This window comes from Kitasatospora sp. MAA19 (assembly GCF_029894125.1).
Lineage (GTDB): Bacteria > Actinomycetota > Actinomycetes > Streptomycetales > Streptomycetaceae > Kitasatospora.
Genome location: NZ_JARXYZ010000001.1, coordinates 144,296 through 160,359 on the forward strand (window position 1 = coordinate 144,296; position 16,064 = coordinate 160,359).

Annotated in this window: 16 protein-coding genes; 12 read left to right on the forward strand and 4 right to left on the reverse strand. The window is 72.2% G+C overall.

What is annotated here, in order from left to right; genetic code table 11:
- Positions 1–131: 131 nt before the first annotated feature.
- From P3T27_RS00620 to P3T27_RS00630, 3 genes are read left to right on the forward strand one after another with little or no spacing between them, the layout of a single operon-like run.
- Positions 132–1,073: an ATP-binding cassette domain-containing protein gene (locus P3T27_RS00620; RefSeq protein ID WP_280673511.1), complete on the forward strand. Its 942-nt coding sequence runs from the start codon at positions 132–134 to the stop codon at positions 1,071–1,073.
- On the forward strand, positions 1,070–2,578 hold the full coding sequence (locus tag P3T27_RS00625; protein WP_280673513.1) for an ABC transporter permease subunit: 1,509 nt from the start codon (positions 1,070–1,072) through the stop codon (positions 2,576–2,578). The genes P3T27_RS00620 and P3T27_RS00625 overlap by 4 nt, the downstream gene beginning before the upstream one ends.
- Positions 2,575–3,375: an ABC transporter permease gene (locus tag P3T27_RS00630; RefSeq protein WP_280673515.1), complete on the forward strand. Its 801-nt coding sequence runs from the start codon at positions 2,575–2,577 to the stop codon at positions 3,373–3,375. Before P3T27_RS00625 ends, P3T27_RS00630 begins: the two co-directional genes overlap by 4 nt.
- A gap of 331 nt (positions 3,376–3,706) precedes the next feature.
- On the opposite strand, the gene P3T27_RS00635 is transcribed toward P3T27_RS00630, so the two are convergent.
- A complete protein-coding gene (locus P3T27_RS00635) occupies positions 3,707–4,522 on the reverse strand; it encodes an AraC family transcriptional regulator (protein ID WP_280673517.1) in 816 nt (271 codons plus the stop codon).
- Between the two features lie 138 nt (positions 4,523–4,660).
- Here P3T27_RS00635 and P3T27_RS00640 point away from each other — a divergent pair, with 138 nt between their 5' ends.
- A complete protein-coding gene (locus tag P3T27_RS00640; protein WP_280673519.1) occupies positions 4,661–5,038 on the forward strand; it encodes a VOC family protein in 378 nt (125 codons plus the stop codon).
- Between the two features lie 23 nt (positions 5,039–5,061).
- Positions 5,062–5,478, forward strand: a complete 417-nt coding sequence (locus P3T27_RS00645) for an SRPBCC family protein (protein ID WP_280673521.1) — start codon at positions 5,062–5,064, stop codon at positions 5,476–5,478.
- A gap of 80 nt (positions 5,479–5,558) precedes the next feature.
- Here the strand turns inward: P3T27_RS00645 and P3T27_RS00650 are convergent, their stop codons facing one another.
- Positions 5,559–6,095 (reverse strand): MarR family winged helix-turn-helix transcriptional regulator, encoded by a 537-nt coding sequence (locus tag P3T27_RS00650; protein ID WP_280673523.1) that lies wholly within the window; start codon positions 6,093–6,095, stop codon positions 5,559–5,561.
- Between the two features lie 105 nt (positions 6,096–6,200).
- On the opposite strand from P3T27_RS00650, the gene P3T27_RS00655 reads away from it, so the two are divergent.
- The 4 genes from P3T27_RS00655 to P3T27_RS00670 all read left to right on the forward strand — a co-directional run bounded on the left by P3T27_RS00655 (position 6,201) and on the right by P3T27_RS00670 (position 11,549).
- Complete coding sequence (locus P3T27_RS00655) at positions 6,201–7,043, forward strand: NAD(P)H-binding protein (protein ID WP_280673525.1); 843 nt, start codon at positions 6,201–6,203, stop codon at positions 7,041–7,043.
- A gap of 49 nt (positions 7,044–7,092) precedes the next feature.
- On the forward strand, positions 7,093–8,496 hold the full coding sequence (locus P3T27_RS00660) for a DHA2 family efflux MFS transporter permease subunit (RefSeq protein ID WP_280673526.1): 1,404 nt from the start codon (positions 7,093–7,095) through the stop codon (positions 8,494–8,496).
- Between the two features lie 18 nt (positions 8,497–8,514).
- Complete coding sequence (locus tag P3T27_RS00665) at positions 8,515–8,928, forward strand: MarR family transcriptional regulator (protein ID WP_280673528.1); 414 nt, start codon at positions 8,515–8,517, stop codon at positions 8,926–8,928.
- Positions 8,929–9,098: 170 nt separating this feature from the next.
- On the forward strand, positions 9,099–11,549 hold the full coding sequence (locus P3T27_RS00670; RefSeq protein WP_280673530.1) for a helicase C-terminal domain-containing protein: 2,451 nt from the start codon (positions 9,099–9,101) through the stop codon (positions 11,547–11,549).
- Positions 11,550–11,712: 163 nt separating this feature from the next.
- On the opposite strand, the gene P3T27_RS00675 is transcribed toward P3T27_RS00670, so the two are convergent.
- Entirely contained in the window at positions 11,713–12,171 is a 459-nt protein-coding gene (locus P3T27_RS00675; protein ID WP_280673532.1) for a MarR family transcriptional regulator, read from the reverse strand.
- 125 nt (positions 12,172–12,296) lie between these two features.
- Here P3T27_RS00675 and P3T27_RS00680 point away from each other — a divergent pair, with 125 nt between their 5' ends.
- The 3 genes from P3T27_RS00680 to P3T27_RS00690 all read left to right on the forward strand — a co-directional run bounded on the left by P3T27_RS00680 (position 12,297) and on the right by P3T27_RS00690 (position 15,712).
- The gene (locus P3T27_RS00680) at positions 12,297–13,553 is read left to right on the forward strand and encodes an alpha/beta hydrolase (protein ID WP_280673534.1); all 1,257 of its coding nucleotides are present in this window, start codon (positions 12,297–12,299) and stop codon (positions 13,551–13,553) included.
- 101 nt (positions 13,554–13,654) lie between these two features.
- Positions 13,655–14,923 carry a GNAT family N-acetyltransferase gene (locus tag P3T27_RS00685; RefSeq protein ID WP_280673536.1) on the forward strand — a complete coding sequence of 423 codons (1,269 nt, stop codon included), beginning with the start codon at positions 13,655–13,657 and terminating at the stop codon, positions 14,921–14,923.
- A gap of 210 nt (positions 14,924–15,133) precedes the next feature.
- Positions 15,134–15,712, forward strand: a complete 579-nt coding sequence (locus P3T27_RS00690) for a DUF5994 family protein (RefSeq protein ID WP_280673538.1) — start codon at positions 15,134–15,136, stop codon at positions 15,710–15,712.
- 70 nt (positions 15,713–15,782) lie between these two features.
- Here the strand turns inward: P3T27_RS00690 and P3T27_RS00695 are convergent, their stop codons facing one another.
- Complete coding sequence (locus P3T27_RS00695) at positions 15,783–16,034, reverse strand: hypothetical protein (RefSeq protein ID WP_280673540.1); 252 nt, start codon at positions 16,032–16,034, stop codon at positions 15,783–15,785.
- Positions 16,035–16,064: the final 30 nt, after the last annotated feature.

The following is a 16,064-nucleotide window of genomic DNA, read 5'->3' on the forward strand; positions in this document are numbered from 1 at the left end:
CCTGGCTGCCTGATCAGGCTAGGCGAGGCGCCCTAACAGCGGCATGACAGCGCCCGTTCCGCCCGTGTCACGCAGGCGCACGCAACGTGGTGCCCGGAGTCGAAGACTGAGGGAGAGGACGGGCGGCCGCGATGAGGGACGACGTCGGGATCGAGGTGGCGGGCCTGCGGAAACGCTTCGGGGCGACGCAGGCACTGGACGGGATGACGTTCGCGGTCCGGCCCGGTCGGGTGACCGGGTTCGTGGGTCCGAACGGCGCGGGCAAGTCCACCACAATGCGGGTGGTGCTGGGTCTGGACGCACCCGACGCGGGCCGCGCACTGGTCGGCGGCCGGCCGTACCGGAGCCTGCGCAGTCCGTTGACGCGGCTGGGCTCGCTGCTGGACGCCGGAGCGCTGCAGCCCAGCCGGACCGCCCGTAACCACCTGCTGTGGCTGGCGCATTCACAGGGCCTGCCGGCGCGCCGGGTGGATCAGGTGCTGGAGCAGGTGGGGCTGGCCGACGCGGCACGGCGCCGGGCGGGCGGCTTCTCGTTGGGCATGCGTCAGCGGCTCGGCATCGCGGCGGCGCTGCTCGGCGACCCGCCCGCGCTGATGTTGGACGAACCGTTCAACGGCCTGGACCCGGAGGGTATCCGGTGGATCCGCGGCCTGCTCACCTCGCTGGCGGCCGAGGGCCGCGCGGTACTGGTCTCCAGCCACCTGATGGGCGAGCTGGAGGACGTCGCGGACCACTTGGTGGTGGTCGGGCGCGGCCGGGTCGTGGCCGACACCGGTGTGCGCGAGCTGCTGGCCGGGGTCGCGGCCGGCCGGGTGATGCTGCGCACCTCCGAACCGCTCGCTGCCGCCGAGGTGTTGTCGCACACCGGCGCCACCGTGCAGGTGACCGGACCCGGGACCCTCGGCATCACCGGGCTGCCAGGCGAGGCGATCGTCGCACGCCTCACCGCGGCGGCGGTGCCGTTCGCCGAAGTGGCCACCCACCGCGTGACGCTGGAGGAGGCCTATCTCGCGCTCACCGGGGATGCCGTCCAGTACCGGAGTGCCGACTCGGCGGCGGGGGTGGAGCGATGAGGGCGCTGCACGCCGAGTGGACCAAGTTCCGCACCGTGCGCGGCTGGGTGCTGGGCTCCGTCGGCGCGATGCTGGCGTCCGTGCTGTTCCTGCTGGTCGGCACGGCCTCGTCGAACCAGCACCCACAGGGCGTGACAGCGCTCCCGGTCGGCCCCGGCGGCGAGGCGGTCAACGACAGCTTCTACTTCGTGCACCGGGCACTGACCGGCGACGGCAGCATCACAGTCCTGGTGACAGCGCTGACTGGCGTACTGGCTGATCCGGCGGGTGGGCCGGGCGGAAACACGTCCGGCGTCACCCCGTGGTCCAAGGCCGGGATCCTGGTCAAGGAGAGTCTCGACCAGGGTTCACCCTACGCGGCGATGATGGTCACCGGCGCGCATGGGGTGCGGATGCAGAACGACTTCACGCACGACCGCGCGGGCCTGGCCGGAAGCCCCTCGGCCGCCGAGCCGCGCTGGCTGCGGCTCGTCCGGACGGGCAGGACAGTCATCGGCCTTGACTCAATCGACGGCGTGCGTTGGACCGAGGTCGGCGCCGCGCGGCTCCCCGAGCCGGCGACAACGGTGCAGGTGGGGCTGTTCGTCGCCGCCCCGGCGGCGGTACAGGCGAGTGGTGGCGGCAGCAGCAGTCCGGCCACGGCCACGGGAGACTTCCGTCGCGTAACGCTCAGCGGCGCCTGGGGGCAGGCGGCCGGAGGATGGCAGGGCGGGCAGGTGGGCGGCGACGCCGGGACCTCGGGCAGCTACGCGCCCGGCACCATCGGCGGCTGGACGGCGACGACCGGCGAGGGCTTCACCGTCACCGGCGCGGGCGACATCGCCCCCGTGGTCGGCGGGCCGGCGCTCGGACCGGCATTCACCGTGGAGACCTTCCTCGTCGGCACGTTCGTGGGCTTGATCGTACTGACAGTGGTGGCCGTGCAGTTCGTCACCACCGAGTACCGCCGCGGGCTGCTCGGACAGACCCTCGCGGCGACACCGCACCGCAGCAGGACACTCGCTGCAAAGGCCACGGTGGTCGCGACGGTCGCCTTCGCCGTCGGTGCGGCAGCCGCCACCGTGAGCATCCCGCTCGGTGAACTGCGGGCGCACGCCACCCACTTCGCCGTGCTCACCGTACCCACGGCGGTCCAGGCGCGCGCGGCACTCGGCACGGGGCTGCTGCTGGCCGCGACGGCGGTCCTGTCGCTGGCCCTCGGTGTGGTGCTGCGGCGCAGCGCCACAGCGATCACCGCGGTGGTGGCCGCGACGGTGTTCCCGCACCTACTCGCCTTTGGTGGCATGCTTCCGAGCGGCCCGGCCGAGTGGGTGCTCCGGCTCACCCCGGCGGCGGGCTTCGCCGTCCAGCAGACCCTGCCGCGCCACGACCAGGTGCTCAGCGTCTACGCTCCCTCGTCGGGTTACTTCCCGCTCTCCCCCTGGGGAGGCCTCGCCGTGCTCGGTACCTGGAGCGCGCTCGCTCTCGCGGCGGCAGCCATGCTGCTGCGCCGGAGGGACGCATGAGTGGCGTCGACACCATCGGGTTCCGCCGGGCCTGCCGCGCCGAGTGGACGAAGCTCCGCACCGAGGCCGGACACGGCTGGCTGCTGCTCGGCCTGGTTCTCGTCACGGTCGGCGTCGGCGCGGCTGTGTCCGCGAGCGTCCCGTGCCCGGCGTCGGGCTGCGGTCAGGACCAGGTGCGACTCAGCCTGGCCGGGGTGTCGGTGAGCCAGGCGCTCGCCGCTGTCACGGCCCTCCTGCTCGTGGGCGGCGAGTACGGCACCGGCCTGATCCGCACCACGCTTGTGGCACTGCCCAGGCGCGGCACGGTGCTGGCAGCGAAAGCCACCGTGCTCAGCGGAACGGTCCTCGCAGTCGGAAGCGTCGCCGTGCTCGCCTCCATCCTCGCGGGACACCTGCTCCTGCCGGGCGCCGGGTACACCCCCGCCCACGGCTACACCCAGCTCTCCCTCGCCGACGGGCCGACCCTGCGCGCGGCAGCCGGCTCGGTGCTCTACCTGGTCCTAGTGGGCCTGCTCACCCTCGGCGTCGCCGTCGCGGTTCGGGACGCGGCGGTCGCGGCGGGCGTCGTGTTGGCGCTGCTCTACCTCTTCCCGCTGCTCAGCCATGTCGTCACCGAGCCGCACCTGCAGCGGCTGCTGGCACGGCTCGGCCCGATGCCGGCGGGCCTCGCGATCCAGGCGACGACGAACCTGAGCCATCTCCCCATCGGCCCCTGGGCGGGCCTCGGCGTTCTGGCCCTCTGGGCGGCGACCGCGCTGTTCCTCGGGGGCACGATCCTGCGGCTGCGGAACGCGTGAATCCACACGCGTGGCGCCGGCCCGGACACTTCTCGTGCCCGGGCCGACCTCGTCACGGTGGTGAAGTTGCCGCCCGTGGTCTCAGTTCTGGTCTCATTCACCGCAGTCCAGCGAGGTTCAGAGCCTGGGCAGCGCCCCGCTTCACCCCAGGTCAGGACGGGTACGAACCCCGGCGGACAGCGTTCGGGAGAATTGGAAATCGTGTTGGGGGCAACCCCTCACGAGTTCGAATCTCGTATCCTCCGCCGGCAGAAGGCCCGGACCGTTTCGACGGTCCGGGCCTTCGTCGTTCTCCGTCTCGGTCGGCCCCGCCCCGCCAAGGTCGGCATGGTCAGTGTGCGGACGCCAGGAGCCGTCGCACCGCCGTCGGCGTGTGGCCCAGGTAGTGGCGCATGGTCCGGGTCAGATGAGCCTGGTCGGCGTAGCCGAGGTCGGCGGCGAGGGTGCTGAGGCTCTGTTCGCCTGCCTCGATGCGGTCGAGGGCCCTGCCGATACGGACGCGGTGACGGTAGCGAGTCACCGACACGCCCAGCTCACGCGGGAAGGCCCGGCTCAGCCGGTAGGGAGAGACGCCGAGCAACTCGGCCAGGGAGAACAGCGTGTCCGAGGCCGGGTCTGCTTCGGTGATCGCCTCGCGGGCGGCTGCCACGAGGCCCTGGTCGTGTCTGGCGCGCGCTTCGGCGATCGGTGTCCGGCCGGGCGAGATCCGGCCGATGGCGGTCGACAGGAGAGCCAGCAGTTCCTCGGAGAGCGCGTAGTCGACATCTCCCGACTCAGAAGCGGCGAGCAGCCGGCGATGGGTCAGGTCCAGGCTTGGGTCGACGTAGACCGTGTGTGCGGCCTGCCCTGTGATCTCCCCGGCCAGTGAGCGCCACAGCTTCGGCGTCACGCTGATCGCCGTGCAGACGTCGCCGCCGGCGGGGTGGGCGAAGCTCTCCTCCTCTCCCGGGATCCCCACGTAGGCCAGCGTCGCGTCGATCTCGGCGGGCACGCCGGCGGCCATCCTGCGGAACCGGCCTCGGCGCACGAGCACCACGCGGTAGTCGCCCCGGACTTCCGGTACCGACCAATGAGTGTGGTCGTCGCGGCAGGTCACCGAGCTGATGCCGAAGTCGGGACGGGTGGCGACAGGAACGGCAGTGAGCACCCTGCGGACGCTACGCGGCGGGTCTGACAGCAGCGCAAGGATGTTCAAGACGAGGGCCTGCCGCCGGGAGCACGCTGGCGGGGTGCGAGGGGCCGTTTCCTTCGCACCTCGCCAGTACCGACATCAGGAGTCATCGGCATGCCCGTGCTCAAGCAGCTCAGCACTGTGGTCATCGACTGCGTCGATCCGGCCGCGCTGGCCGCGTTCTACCAAAAGGCCACCGGGTGGGAGATCACCTACAGCGACCAGGAGTTCGCGTCGCTGGGCGACGGCGACGGCACCCCGGTCCAGCTCGCCTTCGTCCGCGACGAGGGCTACCAGGCGCCCGGCTGGCCCGACGGCGCCAAGCACATGCACCTCGACTTCACCGTCACCGACCTGGACGACGCGACCGGGGAACTGCTCGGCTTCGGAGCTTCCCGGCCCGAGTTCCAGCCGGGCGACGGTCAGTGGATCGTCCTCACCGACCCCGAGGGCCACCCGTTCTGCCTCACAGCCGCCACCACCCGCAACTGAGCCCGCGCAGAGGAGACCAACCCATGGCATCCATCCACCGCGACATCCTGATCGACGACTCCCCCGAAAACGTCTGGGCCGCCATCCGAGACTTCGGTGAGGTCCACAAACGCCTCGCGCCGGGCTTTGTCACCGATACCCGCGTCGAGGGCGACATCAGGATCGTGACCTTCGCGAGCGGGATCGTGGTGCACGAGCTGATCGTCGACCTTGACGACGAGGCCCGGCGCATCGCCTACGCGGTGGTCGGCGGCTCCCTGGAGCCCACGCACCACCACGCGTCCATGCAGGTCCTCAGCGACACCGAGAGCCGCAGTCACTTCGTCTGGATCATCGACGTGACGCCGGACAGCCTCGGGGAGCCCATCGCCGAGATGGTCGACCAGGGGATCCGAGTGATCAAGCGCACCCTTGATCGAGAAGCCGCTCCGACCCACTGATCAGCAGGCCGTCGACGGCGGTTTCCAGGGGCCTTCGTCGTGCCCGCAGTTCACCGTCCAGGGCAAGCCGCCGGGACGGCTCAGCGCGGAGCGTCCTCACCGGGGAGTCGGTGGCGGAGGGCGTCCTGGGAGTCGACGTACTTGAGCATGAGGCGGGCGAACTCCAGGCGCTCCCGCTCGGTCCAGTCGGCGGTGATGTACTCGAAGGCCGAGCGCTGGTGGCGGCCGAAGCGGGCCATCAGCTCACGGCCGTCGGGGCTCAGTCGGAGGACGGTGCGGCGGCCGTCCTGCTGGGAGGCCGCACGGATCAGATAGCCGGCCGAGATGCAGTCGGAGACCATGCGGCTGGCCACCGACGGGTCCACGCCCAGGTGCCGCGCGACCGCGCCGACGGTGATCTCGCCGGCACCGGGCTGCCCGGCCAGCCCGTTCTCCGGGACGCTCTCCCGGACGTTCTGCTCGGCCTCCAGGACGATCCTGAGTACCAGCGTGCGACTGAGGTCCTTCTGGGAGATCGGGTCCTCGACCTCCAGGAGCGAGGAGCGTCGCAGCTTCCCGAAGGCCGGACCCACGGCGTCCAGCAGCTCGTCCGCCGTCTTCGGCTCGCGCTTCGTCATGACCCCCATCGTACAGACATGGATGACTCCACGAAGGCATGTGTTGACTTACAAATGTGTGCATGGAAGCATGCATATGTCGTTAAGCAGCGAATGGAGCCCCTCATGACCATCCTCATCACCGGCGCCCGCGGCAAGGTCGGCCAGGCCGTCATCGGCCGCCTGCACTCCGCCGGCCTCACCGTCCGCGCCGCCAGCGCCAGCCCCGCCGAACTGACCGTCCCGGCGGGCGTCGAGACCGTCGAGCTCGCCCTCGACCGGCCCGAGACCTTCGACGCCGCGCTCCGCGGCGTCCGACAGGTCTTCCTCTACCCCCAGCCCGCCGGCGTCCACGAGCTGGCCAAGGCCGCCGAGGCCGCCGGCGTCGAGCACGTCGTCCTGCTGTCCTCGTCCTCCGTCCTCGGCCCGGACGCCGAGAACGACCCGATCGCCGGCCACAGCCTCCAGGTCGAGCGCGCCCTCGCCGCCTCCGATCTCACCTGCACGTTCCTGCGCCCGGACGCCTTCGCCAGCAACTCCCTCGGCTGGGCCTACGTCATCGGCCGGTCGATGCCGATCCAGCTCGCCTACCCGGACGCGCACATCGCGCCCATCCACCCCGAGGACATCGCCGACATCGCCGTTGAGGCCCTGACCGGCACCTCCCTCACCGGCCACTCGGTCACCCTGACCGGCCCCGAGTCGCTCACCTTCCGCGAGCAGCTCGCCGTCCTCTCCGACGTCCTCGGCCGTGAGATCCCGGTCGAGCGGATCACCCGCGCCGAGGCCCAGCAGCAGATGGGCGACTACATGCCCGCGCCGATGGTCTCCGCACTGCTCGACCTGTGGGAGGCCGCCGACCACGGTCCGGCGGCCATCGCCGACACCACCGAAACCCTCCTCGGCCGCCCCGCCCGCACGTACCGGCAGTGGGCCCACGAGAACGCCCCCGCCTTCACCCAGCACTGATCCGGACGGGCCCGCACCACAAGGCCCGTCCCTCCACCCGAGGGATTCCATGTCCACGGCCTTGACCCAGGCCCCCGCCACCCCGCAGACCACGACCGACCGCCGCCGCTGGGCCGTCCTCGCCGTCGTCCTCCTCGCCGCCGTCCTCGACCTCCTCGACGCGACGATCACCAACGTCGCCGCCCCGACCATCGCCACCGATCTGAACGGCGGCGACGCCCTCGTCCAGTGGCTCGGCGCCGGTTACGCCCTGGCCATGGGCGTCCTGCTGGTGGTCGGCGGCAGGCTCGGTGACAAGTTCGGACGCCGCCGCCTGTTCCTGATCGGCCTCACCGGCTTCACGCTCGCGTCCGTCGCCTGCGGCCTGGCCTTCGACCCCGCCTCCGTCATCGGCTTCCGCCTGCTCCAGGGAGCCTTCGGTGCCCTCGTGATCCCCCAGGGCTTCGGCATCCTCGGCGCGGTCTTCCCCCCGCACGAACTCGGCAAGGCGTTCGGAGTCTTCGCCCCCTGCCTCGGTCTGTCGGCGATCAGCGGTCCGGTCCTCGCCGGGTTCCTCATCGACGGCTTCGGCTGGCGCTCCATGTTCCTGATCAACATCGCGCTCGGCGGCCTCGCGATCGTACTGGCCACGCGGCTGCTGCCCCGTGACAGCGGCGACCGGACGGTCACCGTCGACGGTCCGGGCTCCGGACTGCTCGCCACCACGATGCTCGGCCTGCTCTACGGCCTGATCGACGGCTCCAGCCACGGCTGGACGCCCGTCCCGATCCTCTCCCTCACCGCCGGAGCCCTGCTCTTCGCCCTGTTCTGCCTGCGCCAGCGAAGCGCCGCCAGCCCGCTCATCGAACCCTCGCTGCTGAAGAACCGCGGCTTCACCTCCGGCCTGATCCTTGGCCTCGTCTTCTACGCGGCGGTCGCCGGCCTGCTCCTCGTCCTGTCCCTCTTCCTCCAGGACGGGCTGCACCGCACCCCGACCCAGGCCTCGCTCGGCCTCGCCCCGATCGCCGCCGGCATCATCCTCGCCTCGATCGCCGCGCACCGCCTGACGGCCCGCCTCGGCCGCACGCTCATCCTCGTCGGGTTGCTGCTCACGCTGGCCGGGACGCTGTCGCTGCTTGTCCTGATCCAGGCCACCACCCCGACAGCAGGGATGCTCATCGCCCCGGTCCTCGTCACCGGCCTCGGCCTCGGCACCTGCTTCGGCACCGTCTACGAGGTCACCCTCGGCGGCGTCGGCCCGAAGGAGTCGGGCAGCGCCAGCGGTTCCCTCTCCGCCGTCGCGCAACTCGCCAACAGCATCGGCGCCGCAGCCATCACCACCGTCTACTTCCACACCCCCGGCGGCTCCACGAACGCAGCCGTCCACAGCCTCGCCGTGGTCGCCGTCGCCACTCTTGCCTGCTGCGTCCTCGTCTGGCTGCTGCCCCGCAACGCCCGACCCCGGCACCACTGACCCACCCGGGAGCACCGCATGAAGCCCATCGGTTACTGGCTCAACCGCACCGACAAGGCCCTCACCACCGCCATGAACTCCGTGCTGGCCGAGTTCGGCCTCACCCGACTCGCTTGGCAGGTCCTCAACGTCGTCGGGGACGACCCGCAGGCCACCGACACCGACGTGCTGACCGTCCTGGCCGCCAACGCCGATGCCACCGCCCTGACCGACGCCATCGGGACGGCCGTCGCCGACGGCTGGGCCGCCCGCCCGGAGCCGGGCCGCCTCACCCTGACCGACGACGGCCGCGCCCGCCTCGCCGAGGTCGCCGAACGCGTCGACGCCTTCCGCGAGCTGTCGACGGCCGGCATCACGCGCGAGGAGTACCGGATCGCCGTCACCGTCCTGGAACGGATGACCCACAACCTGGAGGACGGAGCGGAACGATGACTCCACCCACGCCGCGGCTTCGTCATGGGTAGCCGCATTGCCAGGGCGCCCGATCCGGCCCCGGTTGCGGTCCTGGTTGTGGTTCCGGTTGCGATCCACGGTCTCCGTGTGGTGCGCCATTCTTGAGGTGCCCGGCCGAGGCCGGGACAGGACGGTTCCTACCCGGCGAGGTGTTCCCCATCAGCAAGAAGAACGGATCGACTCTGGCCACGTGGCTGCGCAGCCTCGGCGCACCCGAGTTGGAACGGGTCCTGGCGGCTCGCCCGGACGCTGCGGCGGCTCCGGAGCCGCGATCGGTCGGTGAACTGGCGGACCGCCTTCAGCGTCCGGCGTCGGTGGCGCTGGCGCTGCCCCGGCTCGCGCTGCCGTGCCTTCAGGTGGCGGAGGCCGTCGCCGCGTTGACGGCCGCATCGCGGGACGATCTGGCAGCTCTCCTGGACGCGACGCACGGTGAACGCGCCCACGGATTGGCCGCCGTCCTGGCGGCGCTGGCCGATCGCGCTCTGGTGTGGCCGGCCGGCAACGGCCTGCTGCACATGGCGGCGCCGCTGCGGAACGCGTGGGGCTCGCCGCTGGGGCTCGATGTTCCGCTCGTGCGTCTGCTCGCGGGCTCGAACTCCGACGATCTGGGCCGCATGTTGGCGAAACTCGACGTCAAACCCGCCACCAACCGGAAAGAGCAGCGGCTGGCGGCGCTGATCGACCATCACAGCGATCCGGTTCGGGTCGCCGCCCTGGTGGCCAAGGCCCCTGCGGCCACCCGGAAGCTCCTTGAGCGGCGGGCGGCCGAGGCTCCGGAGCGACCGGCCTTCATCATGTTCGGAAGTTCGCCGGCCGACTCCACACCCGGCGAACAATGGGCGGTGGAACGGGGACTGCTGATCCGGGACCGGCACCGGTACGGGCCGGCCCGCATGCCCGCGGAGGTGGCGCTCGCACTGCGCGGCCCCGACTGGCACGCCCCGTTCACGCCCGTCCCGCCCGGTGTGCGGTCGGTGCCCGCCACCGTCCCCTCGATCGAACGGGAGGCCACGGCCGCCTCGATGGCGTTCGCCGCCCACGCCGCATCCGTCCTCGGGGTGTGCGCCGCCGCTCCACCGGCCCGGCTCAAGGCCGGCGGAATCGGTGCCCGCGAGCTGTCCCGGATCGGCAAGGCGGCGCAGTGCGACGAGATCCTGGTACGCCTCGTACTGGAGGCGGCGAGCGCGGCCGGGCTGCTGGCCCGGGACGGCGACCGGGTCGCGGCGACCGCCGCCTACGACACCTGGGCCGAGGAAGAACCGGCCGACCGGCTCGCCGTGCTCCTCCAGGCCTGGTGGACACTGCCGCTGACCCCAGGCGGGAGCCGCGACGAGGACGGGAAGGCGCTGCCCGTCCTCGCCGGGGCACCGCCCTGCGGAGGCTGTGTCCAGGCCCGGCACGGACTGCTCACCGCCGCGTCACAGCTCCCGGCCGGCGAAGGCGCGGCGGCCCCGGCCGACCTGGGGGCGCTGCTCGTGTGGCTCCGCCCGCTCGCCGACGAACTCCCCCAGGACACCGGACCGTTCGCCACCCTGATCCGGGAGGCGGAACTGCTCGGCGCACTCGCCCTCGGAGCCGTGTCCCCGATCGGGGCCGCCCTGCTCGCCGACGACGCCGACGCGCTGACCGACGCCTGCCGACGGCTACTGCCCACCGCCAGCGGGACCGCCCGGTTCGGCAGCGATCTGACGGCCGTGGTCTCCGGTACACCGTCGGCGCACCTCCTCACCCTGCTGGAGTCCGCCGCGGACCGGGAGAGCGCCGGTGCGGCGTCCGTCTGGCGGTTCAGCCCGGCCAGCGTCCGCCGCGCCCTCGACGCGGGCCTGACCCCCGACGCCTTGACGGCCGATCTGGCCGACGTCGCCGTCGAACCGCTCCCCCAGCCGCTCTCGTACCTGATCCACGACACCGCGCGCAGCCACGGCCGGGTGCGCGTCGTCTCCGCCGCCTGTGTGATCCACGGTGAGGAGCCCGCCCTCCTCGCCGAGTTGGCCGCCCACCGCAAGCTCACCCAGCTCGGGCTGCGGCAGCTGGCACCGACGGTGCTGATCAGCCGGACCCCGCCGGACCAGACGCTCTCGGCACTGCGGTCCGTCGGCTACGCCCCCGTCGCCGAGAAGCCGGACGGGTCTGTCCGGATCGAACGGGCCCAGCGTCACCGCGCGGCGAGCCCGGTCCCGCCCCCGCGCCCGCCCGGCGGCCCGTCCCGGCCACGGCGGACGGAGGCCCGTGCGGCCGACGCCCGGACGACCGTCGACCTGAGCTGCCTCGCCGCCCGACTGCTGGCTGCCCCGCAGGACGTCCCGGAGCCCGATCCCTGGGACGGACGCCCCTACGACAGCGACACCGAGGAGATCATCGCCGGGCACGCGCGCAACCTGTCCTTCACCGACGTCCGCCAGTTGGCCCATGCCGTCAACGACGGTCAGGCCATCACGATCGAGTACGTGGCCACCTCGGGCACCACGACCGTCCGCACGCTCAGCCGACTCGAACTGGATGCTCCCCACCTCCACGCCTGGTGCCATCTGCGGAATGCCGACCGGGTGTTCACCATCTCCCGCATCCACGGGGTGATGCCCACGGAGCGACACGGCTGACTGGTCCCGGTTCCGGTCTCATGCACCCCGGCCCAACGGCGGCCTTCTGCGTTCACCGGCTCGTCCGTCGCCCCGACGATCCCGATCGGGGCGGAAACGGGGCCGCCGGTCGGGGCCGCCGTGCCCGCGAACAATCGCCGGGCCCGGCCCGGCGGCACCGTGGTCACAGCCGGTCGTAGACGGCGGCCAGTTGCCGCAGCACGTCGGTCGCGATGCCCAGGTCAACGGCATCGTGATGCGCGAGTGCGGTGTCGAGCGCCCGGGCCAGGACGGCCTGACGTTCGTGGTGGCGGCGCCGGCCGGCGTCGGTGAGGGTGACCATGACCGACCGCTTGTCGCCCGCAGGGCGTTCACGGGTGACGTAGCCGGCCGCGACAAGGCCGTTGACCAGCTGAGTGGTGGCGGCGCCGGTGGTCTCGGCGGCGGCGGCCAGTTGGCCGATCGGCAGCGGGCCCATCTCGACCAGGACGCGCAGTGCTCGCGCGTGCGTGAGGGAGAGCGCACCGGGCGTGCGGGTGGCGCGTCCGCGCAGGCGGGAGTCGGCGGCGCTGAGGCTGTAGGCGGCACGAGTGAGCTCGTCGAGGGCGTGATCGCGAGTGGGGACGGACTGCGGCTCGGGCATGAGGTGACTTCCGTGGGGCGGGTCGGCGGGTGAGTTGACAACAGTTTAGCCTAAGTACTTAATAGATAAGTACTTAGGCACTGCGCGGCAGCTGCCGGGCACCCCATCGAGAGAGGACATCCGTGATGACTGTTCGTTCGACCGGCCAGAGCTGGGCCCTGGACATCGCCCTCGCCCAGGGCGGTTTCGACGCCCTGCACCCTCAGGCCAAGGGCACCCTGGAGCAGCTCGGCCACGACCACACCGACTTCGACAAGGTCTTCGAGCTGGTGAAGAGCGGCGCGATGCTCCCCAAGGCCTGGGCCACCGTGGCCGGCCAGGCCGAGGAGCGCGCCGCCCACCACGAGCGGGGCGGCTTCGCCCAGACCGCCGCCGACCTGTACGTGCGCGCCGCGGTGATGTGGGGCCGCGCCCAGTACTCCGTCTTCGACGCCACCGACCCGCGCAAGCTCGCCTTCCGCGAGCACGCCGACCACTGCGTGGAGCGCCTTGGCGCGCTGCGCGACAACCGGGTCCGCCGGGTGGTCCTGGACTTCGAGGGCCACCAGGTCTTCGGCCTGCTGCACCTGCCGGCCGGCGAGGTGCGCGACGCCCCTGCGGTGATCCTCGGGCCGGGGATGGACATGATCAAGGAGGACTACATCTACGCAGCCGAGCGGTACTACACCTCGCGCGGGATCGTCGCCCTCTCCATCGAGGGCCCGGGCCAGGGCGAGAGCCGGGCCAACGGGCTCACCGTCGACCTCACCAACTACGAGCGGGCGATCAGCCGCTACATCGACCACCTGGCCTCGCTCCCGGAGGTCGACCCGGCCCGGATCGGCATGTTCGGCATCTCGATGAGCGGCTACTGGGGTTCGCGCGCCGCGGCCACCGACCGCCGGCTCGCCGCGCTGGCCGCCTTCGAGGCAGTCACCGGCGACTTCCGGACGATCTTCGAACGGGCCCAGCCGACCTTCAAGAACAACTACATGTTCATGGCCGGCTACACCGACGAGGACGCCTTCGACCGCGAGCTGGTCGACCGCATGCCGCTCGGCGACCTCGTCCAGGAGATCACCTGCCCGGTCCTGTACGGCATCGGCGAGTTCGACGAGCTGACCCAACTCGAGCAGGCCCTGGCCAACTACGAGCGGATCCGCGCGCCCAAGGAGATCCGCGTCTACGAGAACGAGTTCCACCCTCTGGGCGGGGCCGCCGCCGAGGTGTTCCGCTTCGGTGCCGAGTGGATCGAGCGCGCCCTGAACGGCGCGTTCCACGAGGCCGGCCGCGACGTGCGCCACTACGTGCACCGCGACGGCCGCACCACCGACGGCACCGCCAACCCCACCTGGTGGCTCGGCACCGTCCCCGCCCGGATCGCCGGCGCCCGCCAGGCGTGACGCCGACGCGGACCGGCCGTGGCCGCTCGTCCGGGCGGGCGGCCACGCCGGGGTCGGCCCATGATGGAAGTCCGGGAGCACGCGACGTTCGAGAGCGGCACATGGCTGTATGGCATGTCCGGGACTTCACACCGGACGACCTCGAAGCGGTGGTCCGGCTCGACGCGGAGAGCGCCACCACGGACCGCACCGCCGTCTTCCGCCTCTCCGACGTGGTCGCCGCGTTGCAGGCCCGTGATCCGAGCGTCGTCGTGGTGGCCGACGGACGGGTCGTGGGCGCGGCGGTGGGCCGGGTGGACGGGGACCGGGCGTGGGTGCTGCGCATCGCCCTGCACCCCGGCTGGCGGAACCTGGGCATCGGCACCGCCCTGCTGTCCGCACTGGAGCACCGTCTGCGGGACGCCGGTGCCAGGATCGTCGCAGCGGTGCTGCCCGAGGAGGAGACCGGCGCCACCGCACTGGTCAACTCCGGGTTCCACCCCCACCGCGGGCTCACGTACTTCGAGAAGTCGGAGGTCGTCAGCACCCAGGGCCCGACGGTCCTGGCGGCGCTGGGCGCGGTCATGCCCGAAGCCCACCTCTGGGAGCGGCTCACCGGCATGGCCGACGAGAAGCGGCTCATCGAACGGCGGCTGGTGCTGCCCCTGGCGAACCCCGAGCTGGCGGACGCCCACGGAGTGGAACCGCCCCGCGCGGTCGTACTGTTCGGTCCGCCGGGCACGGGCAAGAGCACGTTCGCCAAGGCCGTGGCCGGTCGGCTCAGCTGGCCGTTCATCGAGCTCTTCCCCTCCCGGCTCGCGTCCGAGGACGGGTTGGCCACCGAACTCGGCCGCCGCTTCGAGGAGGTGGCGCAGCTCGACCACGTGCTGCTGTTCATCGACGAGGTCGAGGAGGTCGCCGGTACGCGCAGCCTCGCCGCCCCCGCGTCGGTCGGCGTGGTCAACGAACTCCTCAAGTCGATCGTGCGGTTCCGTGACCGCGACGGCCGGCTCCTCGTCTGCGCCACCAACTCGGTGGCCGCCCTGGACCCGGCGTTCCTGCGCCACGGCCGGTTCGACTACGTCCTGCCGGTCGGGCCACCCGACGCCGCGGCCCGCGACGCGCTGTGGGCCGGCTACACGGCGAAGACGGGTACCGCCGCCGACACGGCGGTCCTCGCCGAAGCCAGCGAGGGCTTCACTCCCGCCGACATCAGGCAGGTCGCCATGGCGGTCGCCCAGAGCACCTTCGAACACACCCTCGACACGGGGGAACGGACCCAACCCGGCACCCAGGACTATCTGGACGCCATCCACCGCACCCGTCCGACCGTTTCCGAGGAGATGGCCCGGGAGTTCGCCGACCAGGCGATCCGCTACGGGCGGGTCTGAGCGGCCGCCGCCCGTTCCGCCGTGTCCGTCCGAAGGCGCCGGGCGGGGAACCCCACCGCCGTGACCATGCCGGGTCCGGGCCGGACCGAGAGTAGCCTGGACATCACCGAAGGCATTCCGCATGCCGGCACCGGGTACTGGCGTCGTCTCCGGCGAACGGCAATGCCGGACCCGGCCTCACGGGCCGGGCCCGGGGACAGGTTCTTGATCATGACCACGATGCTCGATCGTGCGACGACGCCCGCCGCCCCGGATTCCACCGCACGGCTCTCCCTCACGCCCAGTGGCGTGCGGCCCGGCCGCCTGGACGGGTCCTGGTGGCCCCGCTCGCGTGATCTCCTCCTCGAACTCCCCGCCCTGGCCGCCGCACTCGACGAACGGTGGGGCCGGGTCACCCGGATCACCGTGAACCCCGCGCAGTGGCCCGTCATCCCCCGGCGGATCCCGGTCACCGGGCACACCGTCCACGCGGGCTGGTTCACCACCGAGCAGGACGAGCACACGATCGCGGTGTTCTCGTACGCCCCGCGCCGGCTGAACCTGCTGGTCGTCCCGCCGGAGACGGACGCCGTCGATGCCGCCCGGCTGATGGCCGAAGCCGCCCGTCCCGCGAACACCATGGCCGCGAGCGGTCTGCTCGCCGTGGAGACGGGTGGCGGCACGCAGGGGCCGGAGTCCCGTTCCGACTTCCTGCCGTCGGCCGTCGCTCCGTCCGGCGGCGCCGGTGAGGCCCTCAGGCGGGCGGATGTCGCCCGCAGCCGGGCCACCTCCTGGCCGGTACCCGCGTAGCCGGCGGGGCGGGAGCCGCCCGCCACGGCCGCGGAGCCGGGTGTGTCACTCGCGTGACCATTCGGCTGTGTCACTCGCGTGACCATTCGGCCTCGGCCTGGGGCCGGCCGGCGATGTCGGCCCCGTCCCAGAGGCGGATCCTGATCGCCCGCGGGCCGGGCGCGGGCAGGGAGAGCGTGCGCACGAACACGTCCCGCAGGTGGTTGGCCGCCCGCTGGGGCGGCCCGTCGTACTCCAGCGGATCCGGCATGGGAGCGCCGTCCCGCCGGGACCAGCGGCCGTCGTCGTCCTGCGTCTCCAGAACCCATCGGTAGTGCCGCATCCTGGCCTCCCGTGCCGACGTTCCCGCCCC

What these genes read in the sequence shown, in the direction of transcription:
- P3T27_RS00620 (WP_280673511.1), top strand. Translation starts at nt 132, where the DNA reads ATGAGGGACGACGTCGGGATCGAGGTGGCGGGCCTGCGGAAACGCTTC.
- P3T27_RS00625 (WP_280673513.1), top strand. Translation starts at nt 1,070, where the DNA reads ATGAGGGCGCTGCACGCCGAGTGGACCAAGTTCCGCACCGTGCGCGGC.
- P3T27_RS00630 (WP_280673515.1), top strand. Translation starts at nt 2,575, where the DNA reads ATGAGTGGCGTCGACACCATCGGGTTCCGCCGGGCCTGCCGCGCCGAG.
- P3T27_RS00640 (WP_280673519.1), top strand. Translation starts at nt 4,661, where the DNA reads ATGCCCGTGCTCAAGCAGCTCAGCACTGTGGTCATCGACTGCGTCGAT.
- P3T27_RS00645 (WP_280673521.1), top strand. Translation starts at nt 5,062, where the DNA reads ATGGCATCCATCCACCGCGACATCCTGATCGACGACTCCCCCGAAAAC.
- P3T27_RS00650 (WP_280673523.1), bottom strand. Translation starts at nt 6,095, where the DNA reads ATGACGAAGCGCGAGCCGAAGACGGCGGACGAGCTGCTGGACGCCGTG.
- P3T27_RS00655 (WP_280673525.1), top strand. Translation starts at nt 6,201, where the DNA reads ATGACCATCCTCATCACCGGCGCCCGCGGCAAGGTCGGCCAGGCCGTC.
- P3T27_RS00660 (WP_280673526.1), top strand. Translation starts at nt 7,093, where the DNA reads ATGTCCACGGCCTTGACCCAGGCCCCCGCCACCCCGCAGACCACGACC.
- P3T27_RS00665 (WP_280673528.1), top strand. Translation starts at nt 8,515, where the DNA reads ATGAAGCCCATCGGTTACTGGCTCAACCGCACCGACAAGGCCCTCACC.
- P3T27_RS00675 (WP_280673532.1), bottom strand. Translation starts at nt 12,171, where the DNA reads ATGCCCGAGCCGCAGTCCGTCCCCACTCGCGATCACGCCCTCGACGAG.
- P3T27_RS00680 (WP_280673534.1), top strand. Translation starts at nt 12,297, where the DNA reads ATGACTGTTCGTTCGACCGGCCAGAGCTGGGCCCTGGACATCGCCCTC.
- P3T27_RS00685 (WP_280673536.1), top strand. Translation starts at nt 13,655, where the DNA reads ATGGCTGTATGGCATGTCCGGGACTTCACACCGGACGACCTCGAAGCG.
- P3T27_RS00690 (WP_280673538.1), top strand. Translation starts at nt 15,134, where the DNA reads ATGACCACGATGCTCGATCGTGCGACGACGCCCGCCGCCCCGGATTCC.
- P3T27_RS00695 (WP_280673540.1), bottom strand. Translation starts at nt 16,034, where the DNA reads ATGCGGCACTACCGATGGGTTCTGGAGACGCAGGACGACGACGGCCGC.